Genomic DNA, 23,011 nt, shown 5'->3' on the forward strand with positions numbered 1-23,011 from the left:
CGCACTCAGGACGGTCGGGACAGCCTCCGACCCCGCGACCTCGCCCTTCCGGAACCCCCGCCGCACTCAGGACGGTCGGGACAGCCTCCGACCCCGCGACCTCGCCCTTCCGGAACCCCCGCCGCACTCAGGACGGTCGGGACAGCCTCCGACCCCGCGTCCCACGCCCTTTAGGAACCCCGCCACGCGCAGGACGGTCACGACCCCACACGACGCAGCATCCCTGTCCTCCAGGAAATCCCAGCCGCACCAGGGACGATCACGGCCGCACTTGACGACGTGGCAGCCGGTGTGTGGCGGTCGCGGCCGCGCTCGACGGACGCCCTTCGGGGACCGGCCGGGGGTTGGTCAAGGGTGAGAGCCGTTGCTTGTGCCGTTCTGCCGACCGGGGACACCTGGCCGTGCGGGGGATCACCGCCGGTCTGGGAACCGTGGTGGCCGTGGCCCAAGCCGTCGGTCGCGCGCGCACTCGCCGGTTCCGGGCGGTGAAGGGCGCGACCGAGGCCGTCGCCGTGCGAGCGGCCCCAGAAGCGCGTCAGACGGGGCGGAGGGCGCGCTCCGGGGTCATGGAGCCCAAGAGGCGTTCCAGGGCCACCTCGACGTCCTCACGCCACGAGATGGCCGTCTTCAGTTCCAGCCTCAGCCGCGGGAACCGCAGATGCGGGCGAACCGTCTTGAACCCCACCGACAACAGGTACTCGGCGGGCACCACGCAGCTCGGCTCCTCCCACTTCAGGTCGCCGAACGCCTCGATCGCCCGCACCCCGCGCCGCGTCAGGTCCTTCGCCACTCCCTGGATGAGCATGCGCCCCAGCCCGCCGCCCGAGAACTCGGGGATGATGTGGGCGGTCATCAGCAGGACGGCGTCCGCGCTGACCGGCGAGGTCGGGAACGCCACCGACCGCGGGCTGTAGAGCGGCGGGCTGTACAGGACGAACCCGGCGGGCACCCCGTCGACATAGACGATCTTTCCGCAGCTGCCCCATTCGAGGAGCGTCGCCGAGATCCAGGCCTCCTTCTCCAGGCCCGGGTCGCCCGTCTTCACCGCCCGCTCCCCGCTGACGGGGTCGAGTTCCCAGAAGACGCACTGCCGGCACCGGCGCGGCAGATCATCCAGGTTGTCCAGGGTGACATTGGCCAGCCGACGCGACAACTCTGCCCCAATCGTTGCTTGGCGGAAAAGCGCGCGATTACCGCGTCCTCAGCTGGCATCGTAGCTCAGAGGCGCATTCGCCAGAGGACTCTCCCGGTCGAGGGCGAGTCACGGCTTTGACGTACTCTGGTCTCTCGGCCCCCATTTGACACCTAGGAGGTGGACCGTGACGGAAGAAGAGACGGATCACGGTCGGACGCCCGTGACCCAAGGGTCGCGCATCGACGCCTATGTCGATCGGTACGCGGCACGAGCTACCGGGATGGTCGCCTCCGAGATTCGAGCTCTCTTCGCCGTCGCGTCGAGGCCCGAGGTGGTCTCGCTCGCCGGCGGCATGCCGTACGTCACGGCCCTTCCCCTCGACGTCGTGGGCGAGCTGGTCTCCGACCTGGTCGCGCGCCGGGGCCCCGTCGCCCTCCAGTACGGCTCCGCGCAGGGCGATCCGCACCTGCGCGAGCAGATCTGCGAGGTCATGCGGCTCGAGGGCATCGAGGCCAGCCCTGACGACGTCGTGGCCACCGTCGGCTCGCAGCAGGCGCTCGACCTGATCACCCGCATCTTCATCGACCCGGGCGACGTCGTGCTCGCCGAGGGTCCCTCGTACGTCGGCGCACTGGGAACATTTGCCGCATATCAGGCGAAAGTTGTCCATATCGCGATGGATGACCAGGGACTCATTCCCGAATCGCTCGCGCAGACGATTTACGCGTTGCGCGCCGCGGGAAGCCGTATCAAATTCCTTTACACGATCCCGACCTTCCACAACCCCGGCGGCGTCACGCTCAACACCGCCCGCCGCCAGCAGGTGCTCGACATCTGCCAGCGGGCCGGGATCCTGATCGTCGAGGACAACCCGTACGGCCTGCTCGGGTTCGACGGCGACCCCATGCGCACCCTCCGCGCGGACAATCCTGACGGAGTGGTGTACCTCGGGTCGTTCTCCAAGACGCTCGCCCCCGGCTTCCGCGTCGGCTGGGCCCTCGCCCCGCACGCCATCCGCGACAAGCTCGTCCTCGCGATGGAGTCGGCGGTCCTGTCCCACTCGACGTTCACCCAGCTCGCCGTCGGGCAGTACCTCGCGACCCAGCCGTGGCGCGAGCAGATCAAGTCGTTCCGCGAGCTCTACCGGGACCGCCGCGACGCCATGCTCACGTCGCTGGAATCGCTGATGCCGCCCGGCGTCACCTGGACCCGCCCCGGAGGCGGGTTCTTCGTCTGGGCGACGCTCCCCGAAGGGCTCGACTCCAAGGCGATCCTGCCGCGGGCGGTGGCCGAACGAGTGGCGTTCGTGCCGGGCACCGGCTTCTTCTCCGACGGCAGCGGGGCCAGGCACATGCGCCTGTCGTTCTGCTACCCGAAGCCGGACCGGATCAGGGAAGGGGTGCGCAGGCTCGCCGGGGTCATCGAACAGGAGATCCAGCTCCGCGACACGTTCGGCACCGGGTCCGTTCCCGCGCCGCACGGCGTGGACACGCCCGGACCTGATCTGGCCTGAGATCCGCTCATCCACCTGAGATCCGCTCATCCAGTGGTACGGCCGGCACCCCGTTCGGGGGGTGCCGGCTGTTTCACTTTCTTGCAGGAGAGCGATTCTGCGGAGCGGGGGGTCAAGGGGCTCGGCGGTCGGATTCCGCCCGTGGCCCCTGGCAAGACGCGCTACCGGCCGTGGGCTTGGCGGTTCGATCCTGGCCGTGGGCGTGGTGAGCCTGTGGGCGTGGTGAGCCTGTGGGCGTGGTGGGCCCGTGGGCTTGGGCTTGGTGGGCCCGTGGGCTTGGCGGTCCGACTCCGCCTGTGGGCTAGGCGGTCCGATCCCGGCCGTGGCTGAACGGCCAGACGCGCCTACCGGCCGGCCCTGCTTCCCTTCCCCGTTCTCCCGCGGCCGTCGAGGCTCCCCGTTCTCCCTCGGCCGTCCAGGCGCGGCGTCCGGCTGGGCGGCTTTTCGCTTTCCGGGTGGCCAGGTGTGGAATCCGTTTGTCGGTTCGCCGTTGCGGCGGCCGGCCACGTGCGCACGAGGAGCGTCCTTTGGACGGGCGGTCAGTGGTGACTGCGGAGGCGCGTGGGACGGCGTGCCGTACGGGATGATCCGAGGGCACAGGAGGGCGAACGGGCGGCGCTCAGGACGGGTACGGTGGAACATCGTGCGGCGCCGGCGACATGCGGAGGGGTTTTGATGAGCGACCTGAGTCACGTGCTCGTGCTTGCCGGCGGACTGTCCTACGAGCGGGAGGTCTCGCTGCGTTCGGGGCGGCGGGTGAGCGAGGTCCTGCGCGCGACCGGCATCGACGTCGAGACCAGGGACACCGACGCCTCGCTGGTCCCCGCGGTGCTCGCGGACCGGCCTGACGCCGTGTTCGTCACCCTGCACGGCGGGGCGGGCGAGGACGGCGCGATCCGCTCCGTGCTCGAACTGCTCGGCGTCCCCTACGTCGGCGCGGACCCGGACGCGTGCAGGGTCGCCTTCGACAAGCCGTCGGCGAAGGCGGTCGTCCGGTCGGTCGGTCTGCGCACGCCCGACTCGGTGACGCTGCCCAAGGAGACGTTCCACGACCTCGGAGCCTCCGCCGTGCTGGCGCGCATCGTCGACCGCTTGGGCCTGCCGCTGTTCGTCAAGCCCGCGCGCGGCGGTTCGGCGTTGGGAGCGTCGTTCGTCCGGACGGCCGAGGAGCTCCCGGCGGCGATGGTGGGTTGCTTCGCGTACGGTGACACGGCGCTGATCGAGCGCTACGTGGACGGCGTCGAGGTGTCGGTGTCCGTCGTCGACCTCGGCGAGGGGCCCGTGGCGCTGCCGCCGGTCGAGATCGTCCCCGACGAGGGCGTGTACGACTACGCGGCCCGCTACACCGCCGGGCACACCGAGTTCTTCGCCCCCGCCCGCCTCTCCTCCGACGCCGCGGCCGCGTGCGCCGAGATGGCCGTCACCGCGCACACCGCCCTGGGACTGCGGGACGTTTCCCGTACCGACCTCATCGTGGACGCCGACGGGTTGCCACACTTCCTCGAGGTGAACGTCGCTCCCGGCATGACGGAGACGTCGCTGCTGCCGATGGCGGTGGAGGCCGCCGGACAGGACCTTGGTGTGCTCTGCCGCACCCTCCTCGAGCGCGCCGCCCAGCGCGCCACCACCCCCTGACCTTTCCCTCGCCCCGCCCCCTGCCCCTCCGGCCCGCCCTGCCCCTGCAGGCATGCCAGAGCGCCGCTCTGTGGGGCCCGTTCGCGTTGTTCCGTGAGCACACCACCATGTGCTGCCTTCAAGCACGCCGGCCATCACCGCGCCGGATGGTTCCGTGCGCCCTCCTCAGGCCGCCCCACTTTCTGCCGCCGTGCGACCTTCCTCAGTACTCCGCGAGCCGCGTCACCCGCTGATCCGGTGTGCGTTCCTCGGGTGCGCCCCACCTCCGCGGGTTCCTAACGCGCGGCCCTCCTGGCGCCGATCGCCAGACACGCAGCAGGCCCGCCGAGCCCCCGCATCCGGGTCCGTCCCCAGTTCGAGGCCGCCCTCGCCCTCGCGCGCGAGACCCGAGGCGGCTCGGCAGAAATCGGGGCCCAGGTCAACATCCTGCTGACCAGTGACCGTGCCCTCGACCGCCAGCGCTGAAGGGCTCGGTGCACCGAGATGACACCGGGTCATTAGCCTGGCGATGTGCTCAACGACTCCCTGTATCCCAAGAGCTTCGCCAGCGACAACCACGCCGGCGTACACCAGGCGATCCTCGACGCCATCTCCGCGGCCAACGTCGGCGACGCCCCCGCGTACGGTGGCGACGCGGCGACCGCCGTCTTCGAGAGCCAGATCAGGACCGAGTTCGGTGGCGCCGCCGAGGGCTTCGCCGTGCTGAACGGCGCCGGCGCCAACATGGTCGGTCTGGCGCTCATGCTCGGCCGGTACGACGCCATCATCTGCGCCGACACCGCCCACATCGCCACCCACGAAGCGGGCGCCGCGGAACGGCTGCTCGGCGTCAAGCTCGTCACCGTTCCGACCGCCGACGGCAAGCTCACCCCGGAGGACATCACCGCTCGCCTCGGCGGCCTCGGCAACCCGCACGAGTCGCAGCCGAAGGTCGTCTCCATCTCGCAGGTGACCGAACTCGGCACGTGCTACTCCCCCGACGAGATCGCCGCCCTCGCCGAGGCGGCCCACGAGGCGGGACTCTTCCTCCACGTGGACGGCGCCCGCCTGGCCAACGCGGCGGCACATCTCGGCTGCTCCCTGAGGGCGATCACCACCGACGCGGGAGTCGACGTGTTCAGCCTCGGTGGCACCAAGAACGGCGCGCTGGCCGCCGAGGCCGTCGTGGTGCTGGAACCGTCGTTGAGCCGCGGTGTGCCGTTCCTTCGGCGGCAGTCGCTCCAGCTGGCGTCCAAGATGCGCTTCGTCTCGGCGCAGCTGTCGGCGCTTCTCACGGACGAGCTCTGGCGCGCCAACGCCGCCCACGCCAACACGATGGCCACTCGGCTCGCCGCGGGGGTGGCGGGGCTGACCGGCGTCGACCTCGCCTACCCCGTGGAGTCGAACGCGGTGTTCGCCACCCTCCCGGAGAAAGCGACCAGGGGGCTTCAGGAGCGGTACCTGTTCCACGTGTGGGACGAGCAAACGGGGGTCGTTCGCTGGATGACCGCTTTCAACACGACGCCCGAGCAGGTCGACGACTTCGTCCGCGACATCAGGAGCGCGTTGACCGCCTGACCGCGCACCGCCTTCATCGAGTGCCGCGGTTCCGGTGGAACCGGTTGGCCGCAGGCGCACTCCCCCGATCCCCCGACCCGCCACCGCCTGAGTTTCACGTGAAACTTGATAGCGCCTGGGGTGCCTGTAGGTTGCCCTGTGGCATCGGTTTCACGTGAAGCGGGACGGCTGGCCCCGTACAGCGCTACGCCTGCATCGCGAGACCGTGCCCGCCGCGGCGGGAGGCGTCCTCGTCGCCGGGCTTCCCTCAGGAGGCATCGCTGTCGCCGCTGAAGCTGTTGGTTTCACGTGAAACCGGCAGCCCCGTTTGGTTGCGCGTGAAACGCAGCGTGCCGCTGTTCACCCTCCCCTCGCGTGCGCGTGCTCGGCCGTTTCACGTGAAACAGCGCCCGTCCCCGAACGAGACCGTTTCACGTGGAACGACGCGCACGTGAAGCGTGGGACATGACGGTGTGCAATCTCGGCGACCGACCGGAAGGCAGTCGAATACGCGACTACGCCGTGTGCCGCACCATGGCCACTGTCAACGCCCACGCCGACCGCTGCACACTCCGCCCCTCCTGCCCGTCCTCGTCCGTACGGCAGGCACGGCTCGGCGCATCCAGTGCCCGGTCTGCCGTGCGGGCCTGTGCCATCAGCGCGTGGCTGAATAGGACTCCCCTGACTCCACGCCACCGTCCCCTACGCCTTCGAGGCCGCAACGCGGCTACGCCTTCGAGGACGGCAACGCGGCAAGGGGGCGGCCGTCCCAGCCACGCGTGCCGCGGCTGCGCATCCGCCGTGCCGCAGTTACGCAGACCGCTTCGGTTGGCAGGGGTCGGTGCGGTGGGATGAGTCAACGGTGGGATGGAGTCAGGCACAGCGCCATCGCCGCCGGGCAGGAGAGGCCTGCTCAGGCCCAACGCCATGACCGCCACGCAAGACGGGCGAGGGTCTCTCCCTGGGGGCGATGGTGTCGTGGCTGTGCGGCATGATGCCCGCTCGGCGCCCTGCGGGCGTGAACGGCGTCCCGGGGGCCGTCACCATGACCGCAGGGCACGGTGTTCCTCTGGGCAGCACAGCATCATCACCGCCGGGCGCCATCGCCATCGGGCGTCGCCGCCGCCGGGCGTGGTCACCGCCGGGCTTCGCCACCGCCGGGCGTGGTCACCGCCGAGCTTCGCCACCGCCGGGCGCCATCGCCGCCGGGAGTCACCACCACCGAGTGCCATCGCCGCCGGATGGCATGGCCGGTGGGGCTGACACCATGCCATGACCGCCACGCAAGGTAGCCGCCTGGGGCCCATCGCCATGGGCGCCGGAGAAGATCGCCGCCGGAGCAGACGCCATGGCCGCCGCACAGGGTCGCCGGAGCAGACGCCGTGGTCGTCCGCCTCACGGGATGGCCGCGCAAGGCCCGACGCCATGGTCGTCAGGCAAGGTGCCGCCTGGATCGCCATCGAGGTCACCGCACACGATGGCCGCCCGGGTCCCGACCCCATGGTCGTCGGGCAAGGTGACCGCTCTGGCATGACGCCATGGTTGCTGGGCAAGGTGGGCCGCTCTGGCATCACGCCGTCCATGGTCGTCGGAGGCTGGCCGCTGAGCGGCACGGCACCATGGCTGCCTGACAGTCAGCGCGGCGCGATTGGCCGCAGGGCAGCACGACACGGGGAGCTCAATATGGCGCTCGTGCAGTGAGCAGCCGCCTGGTGCTGCGAGCACGCGGACGACGCGGCTGTGCGGCGAGGAGCCGACTGGCGTGGGTAAGAAGCCGGCAATGGCGCGGGCGAGGAGCCGGACGCTGGGTGCGGGCGAGGAGCCGACTGGCACGGGCGAGGAGCCGACGTTGGGTGCGAGCGAGGATCCCACTGGCGCGGGCGAGGAGCCGACGTTGGGTGGCGTGCAGGTCGCCGGGGACTGGCACAGCGGTCGGCGCGACGGGTGTTTCACGTGAAACGGGAGGCCAGCTTCAGCCGACCTCCCGTTGTTTCACGTGAAACGCGAAGCTAGAACTCCCCGTCTCCGTCGCGCATCGCCTGGGCCGCCTCGGGAGCCATCGCGCTGATGATGCGCTCGAGATCGTCGATCGTGGCGAACTCCACGATGATCCGGCCCTTCCTACGCCCCTGGTCCACCTTCACCTTCGTCTCGAAGTGGTCGGACAGGCGGTCGGCCAGGCGGACGAGTCCGGGCATCGAAGGGCGCTTCGCCGTACGGGATCGGGGTTCGGTGCCGGCCGCCTTGGCGCCGCCGGTCGCGACGATCTCCTCCACCGTCCGGACAGAGAGCCCTTCGGCGACGATGCGCTTGGCGAGGTACTCCATGGCGCGCGGGTCGTCGAGGGTGAGGAGGGCGCGGGCGTGCCCGGCCGTGATGATCCCGGCGGCGACTCGCACCTGGACGTCGGGCGGGAGGTTGAGGAGGCGGAGCGTGTTGGTGATGTGCGGACGTGACCGGCCGACCCGCTGGGCGAGCTGCTCGTGGGTGGCGCCGAAGTCGTCGAGGAGTTGCTGGTAGGCGGCCGCCTCTTCAAGGGGGTTGAGCTGCTCGCGCTGGAGGTTCTCGATCAGGGCGTCGCGGAGCAGGTCGTCGTCCTGGGTGTTCCTGACGATGGCGGGAACGGGGTCGAGCCCGGCGAGGTGGCAGGCGCGCCACCTGCGCTCCCCCATGATGAGTTCGTAGCTGCCGGCGCCCACGGCTCGCACGACGATCGGCTGGAGGAGGCCGACTTCCTTGATCGAGGCGGCGAGCTCGTCCAGGCGCTCCTGGTCGAACACCTCGCGTGGCTGGCGAGGGTTCGGGGTGATGGCGCTGAGGGCGACCTCCCTGAAGTACGCCCCGGCGATGGGCTGCGGGCCCGCTTCCTGAGGGGAAGCGGACGTGGATGGCACCGCGCCTGTGCCGTCAACGATCGGGCCGGTCGGGATGAGCGCCCCGAGTCCCTTGCCCAGTCCCCGCCGCTGCTGACTCACTGCGTCTCCTCATCCACCCGGCCGCTCCTGTCGCTTCTGGAGAGGTTACCGTCGAGAGCGTGTCGGAGTGCCCGCTCGCCACACGCAGTTCGGTCGGGTTTGCCACATCCCACCCGAACCGGAACCGGAACGGCACAGAGATGTGGCGTCGGTGAAGAGTTGACCGGGGAGTGGACGCGATTGGGGCAGTCACCCGCAAGCCGGGAGCCATCGGACCCCCTTCGCCCCCCCTGGTTGCCCCACACGCGGTCATCGGGCTGGATGGGGTTCGGGGATGGGACGAGCGAGGGATGCCCTGTGGTCGGGCTTCTCGCGGGCCTGATGTCCATCCGCCGATTGCCGCGGAAGGCGGCCGTCAGGCGTTCCAGGCGCGGTAGCGGCGCCCAGCGTGGACCCAGGCAGGACCGACCGTAAGCAGCGCTCGGTGCGACCGATGAGCCTGGAAGCGGCGTCTGGGACGGACGGCAGGCAGGCGCGGGAGCCGCGCGCCCGGCGCGGACTCAGGCATGACGGCAAGCGGCACCCGGTGCAGCCGGACGGCGTAGAAGCCGCGCCTGGCCCGGACCGCACGGGCGGCGCGGAAGCGGCGTCTGGCGGGGACCCCGGCGCGGCGCGCAAGCGGCGCCCAGCGCGGGCTCAGGCAGGCGCGCAAGCGGCGTCTGGCACGGACCGCACGGGAGGCGCGGAACCGGGTCCTTAGCGCGGGCGGCGTGGAAACGGGACCGATGCGAGCACCGGCAAGCGTAGAGGCGGTGCCTGGCGCGGCCAGATGACGCAGACGGGGTGCCCTGGCTCGGCGGGACGTGGAAGCGGTGTCTGGCGCGGCTGGACGGGCGCTGGACCGGCGCGGAAGTGGGGACCGGGCGGGCGGGGCCTGGGCGTGCCGAGCCTGAGGCCATGGAGGCGAGTCCTGGTCCGGGCGGCGTGGAACTGGGACCGACGCGGGGCACAGGCAAGCGTGGAAGGGCGCCTGAAACTGATGCGGATGCAGGTCCGGCGTAGGCAGGGGCTGTGTACAGCGCGCGCATGGAACGCGCGGAAGGTGCGCTACCCGATGTGAAGCGCGCGAAGTGTGCGGCCGCGGCAGCGCCCCAGGTAGGCGCGGAGCGCGGCTGTCGAGCCCTGCAGGCCAGGAGCAGAGCGCGCCAACCAGTACGGCCGGCGGCGAGGAGAGCCCTCATGCTGAAGGACTCCCCTGTCCGCGTGGCCCGTCAGACGCTCACCGCGCGGTAAGCGATCTCCCGAGCCGCGTCCATGTACGCCATCGCCCCGCTGGACCCCGGGTCGTACGTCATCACGGACTGCCCGTAGCTGGGCGCCTCGGACAGCCGCACGCTCCGCGGGATCACCGTGTTCAGCACCGTGTCCCCGAAGTGTGCCCGCACCTCCTCGGCCACCTGGGAGGCCAGGCGCGTCCGCCCGTCGTACATCGTCAGCACGATCGTCGACAGGCTCAGCGTCGGGTTGAGGTGCGCCTTGATCAGGTCGACGTTCCTGAGCAGCTGGCCGAGTCCTTCGAGGGCGTAGTACTCGCACTGGATCGGGATGAGCACCTCGTCGGCCGCCACGAGCGCGTTCACGGTCAGCAGTCCGAGCGACGGCGGGCAGTCGATGATGATGTAGTCGAGTTCCACCGCGTCAAAGGCGGTCAGCGCCCGCCGCAGCCGGGCCTCGCGGGCCACGAGGGAGACCAGTTCGATCTCGGCTCCCGCCAGGTCGATGGTCGCGGGCGCGCAGTACAGACCGGGCATGTCGGGCACGGCCTTGACGATGTCGGCCATCGGGAGGTCATCGACGAGCACCTGGTACACATCGGGGACATCACCGCGGTGCTCGGTGGCAAGGGCGGTCGACGCGTTGCCCTGGGGGTCGAGGTCGACGACCAGGACGCGCTCGCCGTTCATCGACAGGGCGGCAGCGAGGTTCACCGACGTCGTGGTCTTACCGACACCGCCCTTCTGGTTGGCAACGGCGATGATGCGAGTCTTGGACGGGCGCGGCCAGGAGTCGTCACCCGGCGTTACGGTGTCCGCTGTCTGAGTCGCAGATGTTTCACGTGAAACCACGGAGCTGAGTGCCTCTCGTACCAGCGGCGAATCGCCGGGGTTAAGGGGGGTCTGGGTCACGATGGCCATCCTTTCAACCAGCGGCCGGGTCCTGCCCGTCATCCGGTGCCGCGACACGCCCAAATCCGGCCAGCCGACACCCTCGAGGCTCTCGGGACCGGGTTCACCCGGCCAACCGAGTCCACTGGACGTGCCCGGCACAACCGTCACCTCTTTCGTCGGCGCCGACCTGGCTCTGGCGCGCGACCCGCGACCACGCGGACCAAAGTTGCAGGCGGCTCGACCTTACCGTGCCCGACCGTGATCAGCTCAGCCGTCTGTGCCCCGCTGGCCCGCAATTGGGCTTCGGCCTCGGCGAGTTCCTCCGCGGCCCGCTCCCCCTTCATCGCGATCAGCTCGCCGCCTTCGCGCAGGAGCGGCATCGACCACTTGAGCAGCCGGTCGAGCGGCGCCACGGCGCGGGCGCAGGCGACGTCGAACACCCGCTTGCCCGCCAGTTCCTCGGCTCGCCCGCGCAGCACCTCGACGTTGTCGAGCTTGAGCGTGTCGACGCACTCCTCGAGGAAGACGGTACGGCGCAGCAGCGGCTCCAGCAGCGTGACCGACAGGTCCTGCCGTACGATCGCCAGGACCAGGCCGGGCAGCCCGGCGCCCGAGCCGATGTCGACCAGGCGGACGTCCTGGGGGACGGCCTCGGCGACCACCGCGCAGTTGAGCAGGTGCCGGTCCCAGATCCTGGGCACCTCGCGCGGGCCGAGCAGCCCGCGCACGACGCCTGGACCGGCGAGCAGCTCAGCGAACTGCCGCGCTCTGTCCCAGGCGTCGCCGGTGAACACCTCGCGCGCTATCTGCGGGGGAGCCGTCAGCTCGTCGCTCACTGATCCGGTGGCCTTTCCTGAAGGTGCGTGTTCTTGGGGTGGTACGGCGGAGCGCCGGTAAGGACGAAGACTAGCCGTCTCCGCCGTCGCTCCGGTCGAGGCGCGGAAGCCGGGAGCCAGAACGGTGTGATCTCAAACGAAAGGCCGCCAGCCCCGAAGGAGCCGACGGCCTGGCGTTGGTGCCTGCCGTACCCGGTGGAGGGTCAGGCGGGCAGGACCACGACGAAACGGTTGGGCTCCTCGCCCTCGGACTCGCTGCGCAGCCCTGCGGCCGCCACCGCGTCGTGCACGATCTTGCGCTCGAAGGGGGTCATCGGGTGCAGGGACTTCGGTTCGCCGTTGCGCTTGACGGTCTCGGCGACCTCGGTGCCGAGCTTGCTCAGCTCGGCCCTGCGCTTCTCGCGGTAGCCGGCGACGTCGAGCATGAGGCGCGACCGCTCCCCCGTCTGCCGGTGGACGGCCAGCCTGGTCAGCTCCTGGAGCGCCTCGAGGATCTCGCCGCCGGGGCCGACGAGGTCGGTGCCCTTCACGCCGACGACGGAGACCAGCGCGCGGTCGCCCTCGACGTCCATGTCGATGTCGCCGTCGATGTCGGCGATGTCGAGCAGCCCCTCGACGTAGTCGGCCGCGATCTCGCCTTCCTGCTCAAGCGCCGCAAGATCGGGAGCCTTCTCCTGCTCGGCCTCGGTCACGTCAGGCCTCTCTTTCGTGCTGGTGGGTGAGGATCAAGACTTCTTGCTGCCCGTGCGCTTGCTGCGGGTCTGCTTGGCCGGCTGCCGCCGAACGATCTTAGGCTCCGTCGGCGCGGGCGGGGCCTCCTCCTCGGCGACGGCCGGGCTCTTTCGCACCTTGGACAGCAGGCTCGGCTTGGGCTTGACGGGGATCACGTTGCCCTTGGCGTCGTACTCCGGCATGGGGTGCCGGGAGTAGAACCAGTGCTGCTGGCCGAGCGTCCACAGGTTGGTGGTGACCCAGTAGAAGATCAGGCCCAGCGGGAAGTTGAGGCTGAAGAAGGCGAACAGCGGAGAGACGTACATCAGGATCTTCTGCTGCTGCGCCATCGGGTTGTCCGGCATCTGCTGCATGGAGCGGGTGACGGACTGCCTGACGGTGAGGAAGGTCGTGAGCGAGCTGATCGCCACGAAGATCGCCAGCACGATCTTGGTCTGCAGCACGCCGGCGTTGAAGGACTCGATCTGCTCGGCGCTCATCCAGAAGTTGGCCGGCAGGGGCGCGCCGAAGATGTGCGCGGCTCGGGCGCTGTCGACGAACTCCTTGGTCATCCCGAACTTGACCTGGCCGTGCGCCATCGCGTTCAGCACGGTGAACATCGAGATGAAGATGGGGAACTGCGCGACAACGGGGAGGCAGCCGCCAAGAGGGTTGGCGCCGGCGCCCCGGTAGAGGTTCATGACCTCTTCGTTCATGCGCTGCTTGTCGTTCTTGTAGCGCTTGCGGATCTCCTGCACCTTGGGCGCGAGTTCCTGCATCTTGCGCGAAGAACGCATCTGCTTGAGGAAGAGCGGGAAGATCGCCAGCCGCATGAGGACCGTGATCGTGATGAGGGTCAGCGACCAGGTCAGCCCGCTGTCCGGGTCGAGAACGGTGCTGTAGGCCTGGTGGATCCAGGTCAGGATTTGGGCGATGGCTGTGTAGAGCCAGTTAAGCCAGGACAGCTCCACCGAGCTAGCTCCCTTGCGTTTCGTCGGACGGAACCGGGCGTGGGGGCACCGGGTCAAAACCTCCGGGGTGGAATGGGTGGCAACGCCCGATTCGCCGGACAGTCAGCCATATGCCGCGCAAAGCACCATGTACGGCTATCGCCTCAAGCCCATAAGCACTGCATGAGGGGTAGAAACGGCAACGCGGACCCAGCATCGGGCTGATGAACGCCCGATAGAACCGGATGGGGGCGATGAGGATCCGAGCCGGTAGGCTCGGCGCCCCTTGCGTCTGCTCCGTCATCGTTGTTGTTCTCGCCTTGACAAACGATCCAGCGCGGCATCGAGGTCAGCGGCAAGGCGCTCGTGTCGCGCGGACGCGGCAGGTGGATTAGCGCGTACCACAAGCAGGCTACCTCGCGGCAGCCGCACTATACGGTCCCGCACCAGGTGTCGGAGCCGCCGCTTGACCTTGTTGCGCACGACAGCACCGCCCACGGCCTTGCTGACCACGAAGCCGACCATCGGTGGCCGGTCTTCCTCGGTCAGTTTCAGATGCAGGACGAGGGTGGGACGGCCGGCGCGGGCACCGCGCTTGACCGCGGTGGAGAAGTCTTCACCCCGCCGCATGCGGGACTCTCGCGACAACACGTCAGACGCCTATCGCCCGCCGACAAGCAGCGCCGGCGGGCGACCAAGCTGAGACAGGACGACCGTCAGGCCGACAGCTTCTCGCGGCCCTTGCGGCGACGAGCGGCGAGGATCGCGCGGCCGGCCCGGGTGCGCATACGCAGCCGGAAGCCGTGGGTCTTCGCGCGGCGACGGTTGTTCGGCTGGAAAGTACGCTTGCTCACGAGTGGGCTCCAGGCTTGAAAGTGCGCCCCCACCTGCAAGCGAGAGCGCGTGACACACATGGCTGGCCTGCCGAGCTCGCGAGGGCATGCAAAAGAGCCGTCACGTGACAAGCCGACCGTCGTACGTTACGGGTCAGGCAGGGCCGAGGTCAAACCGGCGGGGTTTTCCACGTTTCCACAGGCAAGTTTTCCACCGTGGATAGCACGTCCACAGTCTGTGCACTCAGGTGCCACTAGGCTGTGGACAACGACTTGAACACAGGTGTGCACAACTCCCCGAGCCCGGCCGTAATGGTGGGATCACTCTGTGCACAGCCTGTGGATCTCCTGTGGATCACGTGTGGATCGTCTGCGGAGATCGCTCGAGACACACCTGTGGATAGACACGCAATCCGCGATCATGGCGGTTGCGATCTGTGGAAAACGACGGAGGGGAAGCCACACCATGAACGAGGACGACCTCGGGACGGTATGGGCCCACGCGCTGGCCAACTTCCTCAACGACAACCTGCCGATCCAGCAGCGCACCTGGCTGGCGATGGTCAGGCCGATCGCCATGGCGGGCGACACGATCGTGCTCGGCGTCCCCAACGAGTTCCTCAAGGACCTGATCGAGGGCAAACTGCGCACGCCGGTGAGCCACGCGCTGTCCCACGAGCTCGGCAGGCCGGTGCGCGTGGCCGTGATGATCGACACCACCACCCCGGACCAGCCCGTCGCCGAGCCTCATCCCCAGCCCGCGGCGCCGAGTTATCCCCAGGCGCCGGAGCCTGTGCCGGGTTATGCACAGCCCGCCTACCAGGCGCCGGATCCCTCTCTCTTCTTCGCCCCGCCGTCGGAGCCGTCGCAGATATCCACCGAATATCCACAGGCGCAGCCCGAGCCTCCACAGAACCGGTGGGAAGCCAAGAGCACCAAGCCGAGCGAGCCGGCCAGGCTCAACCAGAAGTACACGTTCGAGACGTTCGTCATCGGCGCCAGCAACCGGTTCGCGCACGCGGCCGCCGTCGCGGTGGCCGAGGCGCCCGCCAAGGCCTACAACCCGCTGTTCATCTACGGCGACTCGGGCCTGGGGAAAACCCACCTGCTGCACGCCATCGGCCACTACGCGCAGTCCCTGTACGACGGCGCCAGGGTGCGGTACGTGAGCTCGGAGGAGTTCACCAACGACTTCATCAACAGCATCCGCGACCACAAGGCCGACGGGTTCCGCAGCCGCTACCGCGCGATCGACATCCTGCTTGTGGACGACATCCAGTTCCTGGAGGGCAAGGAGCAGACGCAGGAGGAGTTCTTCCACACCTTCAACACCCTCCACAACGCCAACAAGCAGATCGTCATCTCCAGCGACCGGGCGCCCAAGCAGCTGATCACCCTGGAGGACCGGCTGCGCAACAGGTTCGAGTGGGGCCTGATCACCGACGTCCAGCCGCCCGAGCTGGAGACCCGCATCGCGATCCTGCGGAAGAAGGCCATCCAGGAGGGCCTGGCCGCGCCGCCCGAGGTGCTGGAGTACATCGCCAGCCGGATCTCCACCAACATCCGCGAGCTCGAGGGCGCGCTGATCAGGGTCACGGCGTTCGCCAGCCTCAACCGGCAGGGTGTGGATCTCCAGCTGGCCGAGGTGGTGCTGAAAGACCTCATCACCACCGACGCGAGCTCCGAGATCACGATCGCCACGATCATGGCCAAGACGGCCGAGTACTTCGGCATCTCGATCGACGACCTGTGTGGAAGCTCGCGCAGCAGGGCGCTGGTCAGCGCCCGCCAGATCGCGATGTACCTGGCCAGAGAGCTGACCGACCTGTCGTTGCCGAAGATCGGGCAGCAGTTCGGCGGCCGTGACCACACCACGGTGATGCACGCCGAACGGAAGATACGCTCCCTCATCGCCGAGCGCAGGTCGATGTACAACCAGGTCAACGAACTGACAATGCGTATCAAGCAGACATCCAAAGCCTGATTGTGCACAGCCTGTGGATAACTCTGTGGACCAGCTCAGACGGCCTTTCCGGGGCCAGATGAAGATCAAAAAGCGCGAACGCCGCCCACAGAGCCTGGGGATAAGGCTGGGGACATGTTGGGGACAACCTGGGGACAGCTCGTGGACAACCTGTGGACGCCCTGTGAACATCGGAAACGGGAGCTCCAGGTGACCCCTTCTACCCCGTGGATAACCTGTTGAAACCCAGTGGATAACCGGTGGATGAAGACCCCCAGATCTGGGGACGGCCTGTGGGCAACGATCCGTCATCCCCAGGCGGCGAAGTTCTCCCCAGGCTTCGCCCACATGGGCAGTGGATGAACATCGACGGGATGAGCTGCGGAAACGCCGGTTATCCACAACATCCACAGCCCCTATGAAGATGACTCCACTTATCTCTAACGAAGAAATTCAAAGACCCATAGAGGGGTTCTCCCCGAGCTCATGTGCGGGAGAGTGAAGACTTGACAACCAGCGACGACCAACCAGGAGGGTGATCCCCGTGATGTTCCGGATCGAGCGCGACGTGCTCGCTGAGGCGGTCGCATGGACGGCACGCAGCCTGCCTGCGCGCCCGTCCGTGCCCGTCCTGGCAGGCATGCGCATGGAAGTCACCGACGCGGGCCAGCTGAAGCTGTCGGGCTTCGACTACGAGGTCTCGGCCGAGGTGACGCTCGAGCCGCAGACCGGTGAGGCGGGCGTGGTGCTCGTCTCCGGCAAGCTGCTCGCCGAGATCACCCGCGCGCTTCCCGCACAGCCTGTGGATTTCGTGGTGGACGGCGCCAAGGCGGTCGTCACGTGCGGCAGCGCTCGATTCACCCTGCTGACCATGCCTGTGGAGGACTACCCGTCCCTTCCCACGATGCCGCCCGCGGCCGGCCGGGTGGGCAGCGACGTGTTCGCCTCCGCCGTCAGCCAGGTCGCCGTCGCCGCAGGCAGGGACGACACGCTGCCGATGCTCACCGGTGTGCGGATGGAGATCGAGGGCGACACCGTGACGCTCGCGGCCACCGACAGGTACCGCCTGGCCGTACGGGAGCTGAAGTGGCAGCCGGGACAGCCCGACTTCTCGGCGATCGCCATGATCCCCGGCAAGACGCTGGCCGACACCGCCAAGGCACTGGGATCGACCGGCGCCGAGGTCGAGATCGCGCTCAGCTCCGTGGGCGGCACGGGCGAGGGGATGATCGGCTTCTCCAGCGCGGGCCGGCGCACCACCACGCGGCTGCTGGACCCCGAGTTCCCCAAGTACCGCTCGCTGCTGCCGACCGAGTTCTCCGCCAAGGCGGACCTGTCCACAGGCCCGTTCGTCGAGGCCGTCAAGCGTGTGGCGCTGGTCGCCGAGCGCAACACCCCGGTACGGCTGGCCTTCCGCGGCGGCGAGGTCGTCCTGGAGGCGGGCAGCGGCGACGAGGCGCAGGCCGTCGAGGTGCTGCCGGTGGACTACGAGGGCGAGGAGATGAACATCGCCTTCAACCACCAGTTCCTGCTGGAGGGTCTCGGCGCGATCGACTCCGATGTGGCCAGGCTGCAGATGACCACCTCGACCAAGCCCGCTATCCTCACTGGCGGCAAGCCTGTGGACGACGGTGGCACGCCTGACTACCGTTACCTGATCATGCCCATCCGCTTGTCCAGCTGACCAGGCCATCAGAGATGATGGAAGCCTGACAAGGGGGTTATCAACATGCAGATCGGCATGGTCGGGCTCGGGAAGATGGGCGGCAACATGGCCGAGCGGCTGCGCCGCGGCGGCCATGAGGTGGTCGGCTACGATCGCGATCCCGAGGTCAGCGACGTCGCCAGCCTCAAGGAGCTCGTCGAACGCCTCCAGACGCCCCGCGCGGTGTGGGTCATGGTCCCGGCGGGCGGTCCCACCCAGCAGACGATCAACGTGCTCGGCGAGCTTCTCGAGCCGGGCGACCTCGTGGTCGACGGCGGCAACTCGCACTATGTGGACGACCAGCGCCACGCCGAGGAGCTCAAGACCCACGGCATCGGTTTCGTCGACTGCGGCGTCAGCGGCGGCGTGTGGGGCCTGGAGAACGGCTACGCGCTCATGTGCGGCGGCGCCGAGGCCGACGTCCAGCGGCTGATGCCCGTCTTCGAGACGCTCAAGCCCGAGGGCGAGAACGGCTTCGTCCACGCCGGCGAGGTCGGCGCGGGACACTTCGCGAAGATGGTCCACAACGGCATCGAGTACGGCATGATGCAGGCCTACGCCGAGGGCTGGGAGCTGCTCGAGGCCTCCGACATCGTCAAGGACGTCCGCGGCAGCTTCGCCAGCTGGCGCACCGGCACGGTGATCAGGTCGTGGCTGCTCGACCTGCTGGTGCGGGCGCTCGACTCCGACGAGCACCTCGACAAGCTCAAGGGTTATGCACAGGACTCGGGCGAGGGCCGGTGGACCGTCCAGGCGGCGGTCGACCACGCGGTCCCGCTGCCGGTGATCACGGCCGCGCTGTACGCGCGGTTCGCCTCGCGGCAGGACGACTCGCCGGCCATGAAGATGGTCGCGGCGCTGCGCAACCAGTTCGGCGGGCACGCGGTCGTCTCGGAGGCGGGCGCCCACGCGAAGGGCGCCGACTCCCCCGGCGCCGACGTCGTCCCGCCGAAGGAAGCCGAGTAACCCGGTATCCCGTTCGCTCCCCCGGTTCGTCCACAGGGCGCGCCGGGATGTGGACAGGGATCCACCGGGCGCGGCAGGTTGTGCACAGGGTGCGGCGGGCCATATCGGTTTTCCACAGGGGAGCCCGACGGTGACCCCAGTGGTCGGTGTGGCCCACTAACCTTCGTGGGGTGCACGTCGCCCACCTGTCGCTGACCGACTTCCGGTCCTACGCCTCCGTGGAGCTCGGCCTGGAGCCGGGCGTCACGGCGTTCGTCGGTCCCAACGGCCAGGGCAAGACCAACCTCGTCGAGGCCATGGGCTACGTGGCGACGCACTCCAGCCACCGGGTGGCCACCGATGCCCCTCTCGTCCGGCAGGGCGCCAGCAGGGCGATCATCCGCTGCGCCGTCCACAGGGACGACCGGCGCGCGCTGATCGAGCTGGAGATCAACCCGGGCAGGGCCAACAGGGCCAGGCTCAACCGCTCCCCCGTCTCCCGGCCCCGCGACGTCCTCGGGCTGCTCCGCACGGTGCTCTTCGCCCCCGAGGACCTCGCGCTCGTCAAGGGCGACCCGGGCGAGCGCAGACGCTTCCTCGACGACCTGCTCGTGGCCCGCGCGCCCCGCTTCGCCGGGGTCAGGGCCGACTACGACCGGGTGCTGAAGCAGCGCGGCGCCCTGCTGCGTACGGCCGCCCAGGCGCGCAGGGGGCGCGGTGGCGGGCGCAGGGCGGAGCGGGAGGCGGCCTTCGCCGCGGCGGGCGCGGGAGACGTCCTGAGCACGCTGGAGGTGTGGGACGCGCACCTCGCCCGGCACGGCGCGGAGTTGCTGCGCGCCAGACTCGATCTGATCGAAGCGCTGCGGCCACTGGTCGCCTCCGCCTATGCTTCGCTGGCACCCACGAGCGCTCCCGCGCGGCTGGCCTATCGCAGCACGTTGTCCACAGGCGGGGATGCCGTGGACGGCGAAGAGGCCGGTGAAGCCGGATCTCCCGATGCACACACGTTATCCACAGACCTGGGGAAAACCCTTGAGTCGAGGTTGAAAGAGCGGCTGATCGAGGTCCGCGAGGCCGAACTGGAGCGCGGCGTCACCCTGGTCGGCCCGCACCGCGACGACCTCGTTCTCGGCCTCGGCGACCTGCCCGCGCGCGGCTACGCCAGCCACGGCGAGTCGTGGTCGTTCGCGCTGGCGCTCCGGCTGGCCGCCTACGACCTGCTGCGCGCCGACGGCGGCGATCCCGTCCTGATCCTCGACGACGTCTTCGCCGAGCTCGACAGCCAGCGCAGGCGCAGGCTGGCCGAGATCGTCGCGCCCGCCGAGCAGGTGCTGATCACCGCGGCGGTGGCCGACGACGTGCCGAGGGAGCTGACCGGTGCCCGATTCGATGTAGCAGGGGGGAGCGTGACCCGTGTCAGGTGACGACAACCCGACCGCCCGTGGGGCGGCGTTGGCCAGGGAGAAGCTCGCCCAGGCCAAGGCCGACGCGGCCAGGCGGGGGCAGTTGCCGCGCCGGGAGCCGCGCCGCCGGTCGGTGGCCCAGCGTGACGCGGGCGACCCCCAGCTGTTCGGCAAGGCGATCACCGACCTGCTGGCCGCCCGCGGCTGGGAGCGCTCGGCCGCGGTCGGCGGCGTCTTCGGCCGGTGGCCCGACATCGTGGGTCCCGACCTGGCCGCGCACACCAAACCGGAGGCGTTCGAGGACGGCGAGGTGGTCATCGCCGCCGACTCCACCGCCTGGGCCACCCAGGTCCGGCTGCTGGCCCGCACGCTCATCCACAGGCTGAACGAGGAACTCGGCCCTGGAACGGTCAAGAAGGTCAAGGTCAGAGGCCCGCAGAACGGGCCGAGGCCGTCCGGGGGGCTGCGGGTCACGGGCAGCCGAGGCCCGGGCGACACGTACGGCTAAATCCCGCGTCGGGCGATCAGAAGGCCGCAGACGGGAGCGGCCCTCCTCCAAGAGGGGGGATGCTCGACAGGGGGGAAAACGAGCTACAGGGCATCACAGGCGCGTTCGATGCCACCTTCGGCGCTCAGAGCCGGTAGAATGAAAGCGGATTCCGGACACGTCCGCTTGCGTGTCACCCGCGGCATGCGAGCCGACTCCCCTGGGTGACCGCGCATCGGGGCACTCACGACGGTGACGGGCACGGCAGGGGCAGCTGGCGGTTGTCGCCTCCCCGGCCGCGTGTCCGCGGCAGGAGGATTTCGCACTTGTCCTACGACGCTAGCTCAATCACCGTACTCGAAGGGCTTGAGGCGGTCCGCAAGCGCCCGGGTATGTATATCGGTTCGACCGGTGAGCGCGGTCTGCACCATCTCGTCTACGAGATCGTCGACAACTCCGTCGACGAGGCCCTCGCGGGTCACGCCGACCGCATCGACGTGACGCTCCTCGCCGACAACGGCGTGCGGGTCGTCGACAACGGCCGTGGCATCCCCACGGGTATCCACCCTGTGGAAAAGCGCTCCGCGGTCGAGGTCGTGCTAACCACGCTCCACGCGGGCGGCAAGTTCGACGGCAAGTCCTACGCGGTCTCCGGCGGCCTGCACGGCGTCGGTTCGGCGGTCGTCAACGCGCTGTCGACCGCCATGGACGTCGTCGTCGAGCAGAACGGCCACGTCTGGCGCCAGCGCTTCGAGATGTCCAAGCCGGTGGCTCCGCTGGCCAAGGGCGAGACCACCGACCAGAGTGGCACGTCGATCACCTTCTGGGCCGACCCGGCGATCTTCGAGACCACCACGTGGAACTTCGAGACGCTCTCGCGCCGCTTCCAGGAGATGGCCTTCCTCAACAAGGGCCTGACGATCACGCTGACCGACGAGCGGCCCGACCACATCAACGGCGAGGTCCACAAGGTCCACTACCACTACGAGGGCGGCCTGTCCGACTTCGTCAGGCACCTCAACTCCAAGAAGGAGCCGGCCCACGCGTCGGTCGTCGACTTCGAGGCCCACGGTGAGGGCATCTCCGTCGAGATCGCCATGCAGTGGAACAACTCCTACTCCGAGTCGGTCTACACCTTCGCCAACACGATCAACACGGCTGAGGGCGGCACCCACGAGGAGGGCTTCCGCGCGGCCCTGACGTCCATCGTCAACCGCTACGCGCGCGAGCAGAAGTTCCTCAAGGAGGGCAAGGACGACAACCTCTCCGGTGAGGACGTCCGCGAGGGCCTGACCGCGATCGTCTCGGTCAAGCTGGCCGACCCGCAGTTCGAGGGCCAGACCAAGACCAAGCTGGGCAACACCGAGGCCAAGTCCTTCGTCCAGAAGGCCTGCAACGACCACCTGCGCGACTGGTTCGAGCGCAACCCCGGCGAGGCCAAGGACATCATCAACAAGTCGCTGCAGGCCGCCCGCGCCCGCCTCGCGGCACGCCAGGCCCGCGACCTGACCAGGCGCAAGTCGCTGCTGGAGTCCGGCAGCGGCCTGCCGGGCAAGCTGGCCGACTGCCAGTGGAACGAGCCCGACAAGTGCGAGCTGTTCATCGTCGAGGGCGACTCGGCCGGCGGCTCCGCCAAGGGCGGCCGCGACTCCCGCTTCCAGGCGATCCTGCCCATCCGGGGCAAGATCCTCAACGTGGAGAAGGCCAGGATCGACAAGGTCCTGAAGAACAACGAGGTCCAGGCGCTGATCACCGCGCTCGGCACCGGCGTGCACGACGAGTTCGACATCGCCAAGCTGCGCTACCACAAGGTGATCCTGATGGCCGACGCCGACGTCGACGGCCAGCACATCAACACGCTGCTGCTGACCCTGCTGTTCCGCTTCATGCGGCCGCTGATCGAGGCCGGTCACGTCTACCTGTCGTGCCCGCCGCTCTACAAGATCAAGTGGGACCGCAAGGGTGACGACGCCTCCTACGCCTACTCCGACTCCGAGCGCGACGCGGTCATCGCCGAGGGCATCGCGGCGGGCAAGCCCGACCCGCGCCCGCGCGACAACGTCCAGCGCTTCAAGGGTCTGGGCGAGATGAACGCCGGGCAGCTGTGGGAGACCACGATGAACCCCGCGACGCGGCTGCTGCGCCTGGTCACGCTCGACGACGCCGCGCAGGCCGACGACCTGTTCAGCGTGCTCATGGGCGAGGACGTCGAGGCCAGGCGCGACTTCATCATCCGCAACGCGCGTGACGTCCGCTTCCTCGACGTATAGCGGTAG

Annotated in this window: 19 protein-coding genes; 10 read left to right on the top strand and 9 right to left on the bottom strand. The window is 69.1% G+C overall.

Annotated elements, in window-relative coordinates:
• Window positions 1-535: 535 nt before the first annotated feature.
• Window positions 536-1,153, bottom strand: coding sequence for a GNAT family N-acetyltransferase (locus tag ACWENQ_RS07365; RefSeq protein WP_354919262.1), 618 nt, complete (start codon window positions 1,151-1,153; stop codon window positions 536-538).
• Window positions 1,154-1,415: 262 nt separating this feature from the next.
• Between ACWENQ_RS07365 and ACWENQ_RS07370 the strand changes: the two genes are divergently transcribed.
• From ACWENQ_RS07370 to ACWENQ_RS07385, 4 genes are all read left to right on the top strand, one after another.
• Window positions 1,416-2,648 (top strand): aminotransferase-like domain-containing protein, encoded by a 1,233-nt coding sequence (locus tag ACWENQ_RS07370; protein ID WP_354919306.1) that lies wholly within the window; start codon window positions 1,416-1,418, stop codon window positions 2,646-2,648.
• Window positions 2,649-3,323: 675 nt separating this feature from the next.
• Window positions 3,324-4,283 (top strand): D-alanine--D-alanine ligase family protein, encoded by a 960-nt coding sequence (locus ACWENQ_RS07375; RefSeq protein ID WP_452413163.1) that lies wholly within the window; start codon window positions 3,324-3,326, stop codon window positions 4,281-4,283.
• Between the two features lie 510 nt (window positions 4,284-4,793).
• Window positions 4,794-5,840: a threonine aldolase family protein gene (locus ACWENQ_RS07380; RefSeq protein ID WP_452413164.1), complete on the top strand. Its 1,047-nt coding sequence runs from the start codon at window positions 4,794-4,796 to the stop codon at window positions 5,838-5,840.
• A 1,404-nt stretch (window positions 5,841-7,244) separates the two neighbouring features.
• Window positions 7,245-7,520 carry a hypothetical protein gene (locus tag ACWENQ_RS07385; RefSeq protein WP_452413165.1) on the top strand — a complete coding sequence of 92 codons (276 nt, stop codon included), beginning with the start codon at window positions 7,245-7,247 and terminating at the stop codon, window positions 7,518-7,520.
• A 308-nt stretch (window positions 7,521-7,828) separates the two neighbouring features.
• Here the strand turns inward: ACWENQ_RS07385 and ACWENQ_RS07390 are convergent, their stop codons facing one another.
• From ACWENQ_RS07390 to rpmH, 8 genes are all read right to left on the bottom strand, one after another.
• On the bottom strand, window positions 7,829-8,794 hold the full coding sequence (locus ACWENQ_RS07390; protein WP_452413166.1) for a ParB/RepB/Spo0J family partition protein: 966 nt from the start codon (window positions 8,792-8,794) through the stop codon (window positions 7,829-7,831).
• Window positions 8,795-10,005: 1,211 nt separating this feature from the next.
• On the bottom strand, window positions 10,006-10,929 hold the full coding sequence (locus tag ACWENQ_RS07395; RefSeq protein ID WP_449916032.1) for a ParA family protein: 924 nt from the start codon (window positions 10,927-10,929) through the stop codon (window positions 10,006-10,008).
• Between the two features lie 137 nt (window positions 10,930-11,066).
• Entirely contained in the window at window positions 11,067-11,738 is a 672-nt protein-coding gene (gene rsmG, locus ACWENQ_RS07400; protein ID WP_449916033.1) for a 16S rRNA (guanine(527)-N(7))-methyltransferase RsmG, read from the bottom strand.
• 203 nt (window positions 11,739-11,941) lie between these two features.
• On the bottom strand, window positions 11,942-12,430 hold the full coding sequence (locus tag ACWENQ_RS07405; protein ID WP_354919277.1) for a Jag family protein: 489 nt from the start codon (window positions 12,428-12,430) through the stop codon (window positions 11,942-11,944).
• A gap of 33 nt (window positions 12,431-12,463) precedes the next feature.
• Window positions 12,464-13,420, bottom strand: a complete 957-nt coding sequence (gene yidC / locus ACWENQ_RS07410) for a membrane protein insertase YidC (RefSeq protein WP_449916036.1) — start codon at window positions 13,418-13,420, stop codon at window positions 12,464-12,466.
• A gap of 4 nt (window positions 13,421-13,424) precedes the next feature.
• Entirely contained in the window at window positions 13,425-13,703 is a 279-nt protein-coding gene (yidD, locus tag ACWENQ_RS07415; RefSeq protein WP_354919282.1) for a membrane protein insertion efficiency factor YidD, read from the bottom strand.
• The gene (rnpA, locus tag ACWENQ_RS07420) at window positions 13,700-14,050 is read right to left on the bottom strand and encodes a ribonuclease P protein component (protein ID WP_449916039.1); all 351 of its coding nucleotides are present in this window, start codon (window positions 14,048-14,050) and stop codon (window positions 13,700-13,702) included. Before rnpA ends, yidD begins: the two co-directional genes overlap by 4 nt.
• Window positions 14,051-14,115: 65 nt before the next feature.
• Window positions 14,116-14,253 carry a 50S ribosomal protein L34 gene (gene rpmH / locus ACWENQ_RS07425; RefSeq protein WP_043614899.1) on the bottom strand — a complete coding sequence of 46 codons (138 nt, stop codon included), beginning with the start codon at window positions 14,251-14,253 and terminating at the stop codon, window positions 14,116-14,118.
• A gap of 445 nt (window positions 14,254-14,698) precedes the next feature.
• Between rpmH and dnaA the strand changes: the two genes are divergently transcribed.
• The 6 genes from dnaA to gyrB all read left to right on the top strand — a co-directional run bounded on the left by dnaA (window position 14,699) and on the right by gyrB (window position 23,005).
• Window positions 14,699-16,216, top strand: coding sequence for a chromosomal replication initiator protein DnaA (dnaA, locus tag ACWENQ_RS07430; RefSeq protein WP_449916042.1), 1,518 nt, complete (start codon window positions 14,699-14,701; stop codon window positions 16,214-16,216).
• A gap of 523 nt (window positions 16,217-16,739) precedes the next feature.
• On the top strand, window positions 16,740-17,879 hold the full coding sequence (gene dnaN, locus ACWENQ_RS07435; protein WP_354919292.1) for a DNA polymerase III subunit beta: 1,140 nt from the start codon (window positions 16,740-16,742) through the stop codon (window positions 17,877-17,879).
• Between the two features lie 45 nt (window positions 17,880-17,924).
• Window positions 17,925-18,866, top strand: a complete 942-nt coding sequence (gnd, locus tag ACWENQ_RS07440) for a phosphogluconate dehydrogenase (NAD(+)-dependent, decarboxylating) (RefSeq protein ID WP_449916045.1) — start codon at window positions 17,925-17,927, stop codon at window positions 18,864-18,866.
• A gap of 170 nt (window positions 18,867-19,036) precedes the next feature.
• Window positions 19,037-20,269: a DNA replication/repair protein RecF gene (gene recF / locus ACWENQ_RS07445; protein ID WP_452413167.1), complete on the top strand. Its 1,233-nt coding sequence runs from the start codon at window positions 19,037-19,039 to the stop codon at window positions 20,267-20,269.
• Complete coding sequence (locus ACWENQ_RS07450) at window positions 20,259-20,756, top strand: DUF721 domain-containing protein (RefSeq protein WP_354916716.1); 498 nt, start codon at window positions 20,259-20,261, stop codon at window positions 20,754-20,756. The genes recF and ACWENQ_RS07450 overlap by 11 nt, the downstream gene beginning before the upstream one ends.
• A gap of 326 nt (window positions 20,757-21,082) precedes the next feature.
• A complete protein-coding gene (gene gyrB, locus ACWENQ_RS07455; protein ID WP_449916187.1) occupies window positions 21,083-23,005 on the top strand; it encodes a DNA topoisomerase (ATP-hydrolyzing) subunit B in 1,923 nt (640 codons plus the stop codon).
• The last annotated feature ends 6 nt before the right edge of the window (window positions 23,006-23,011 follow it).

This window comes from Nonomuraea sp. NPDC004354, from assembly GCF_053602555.1.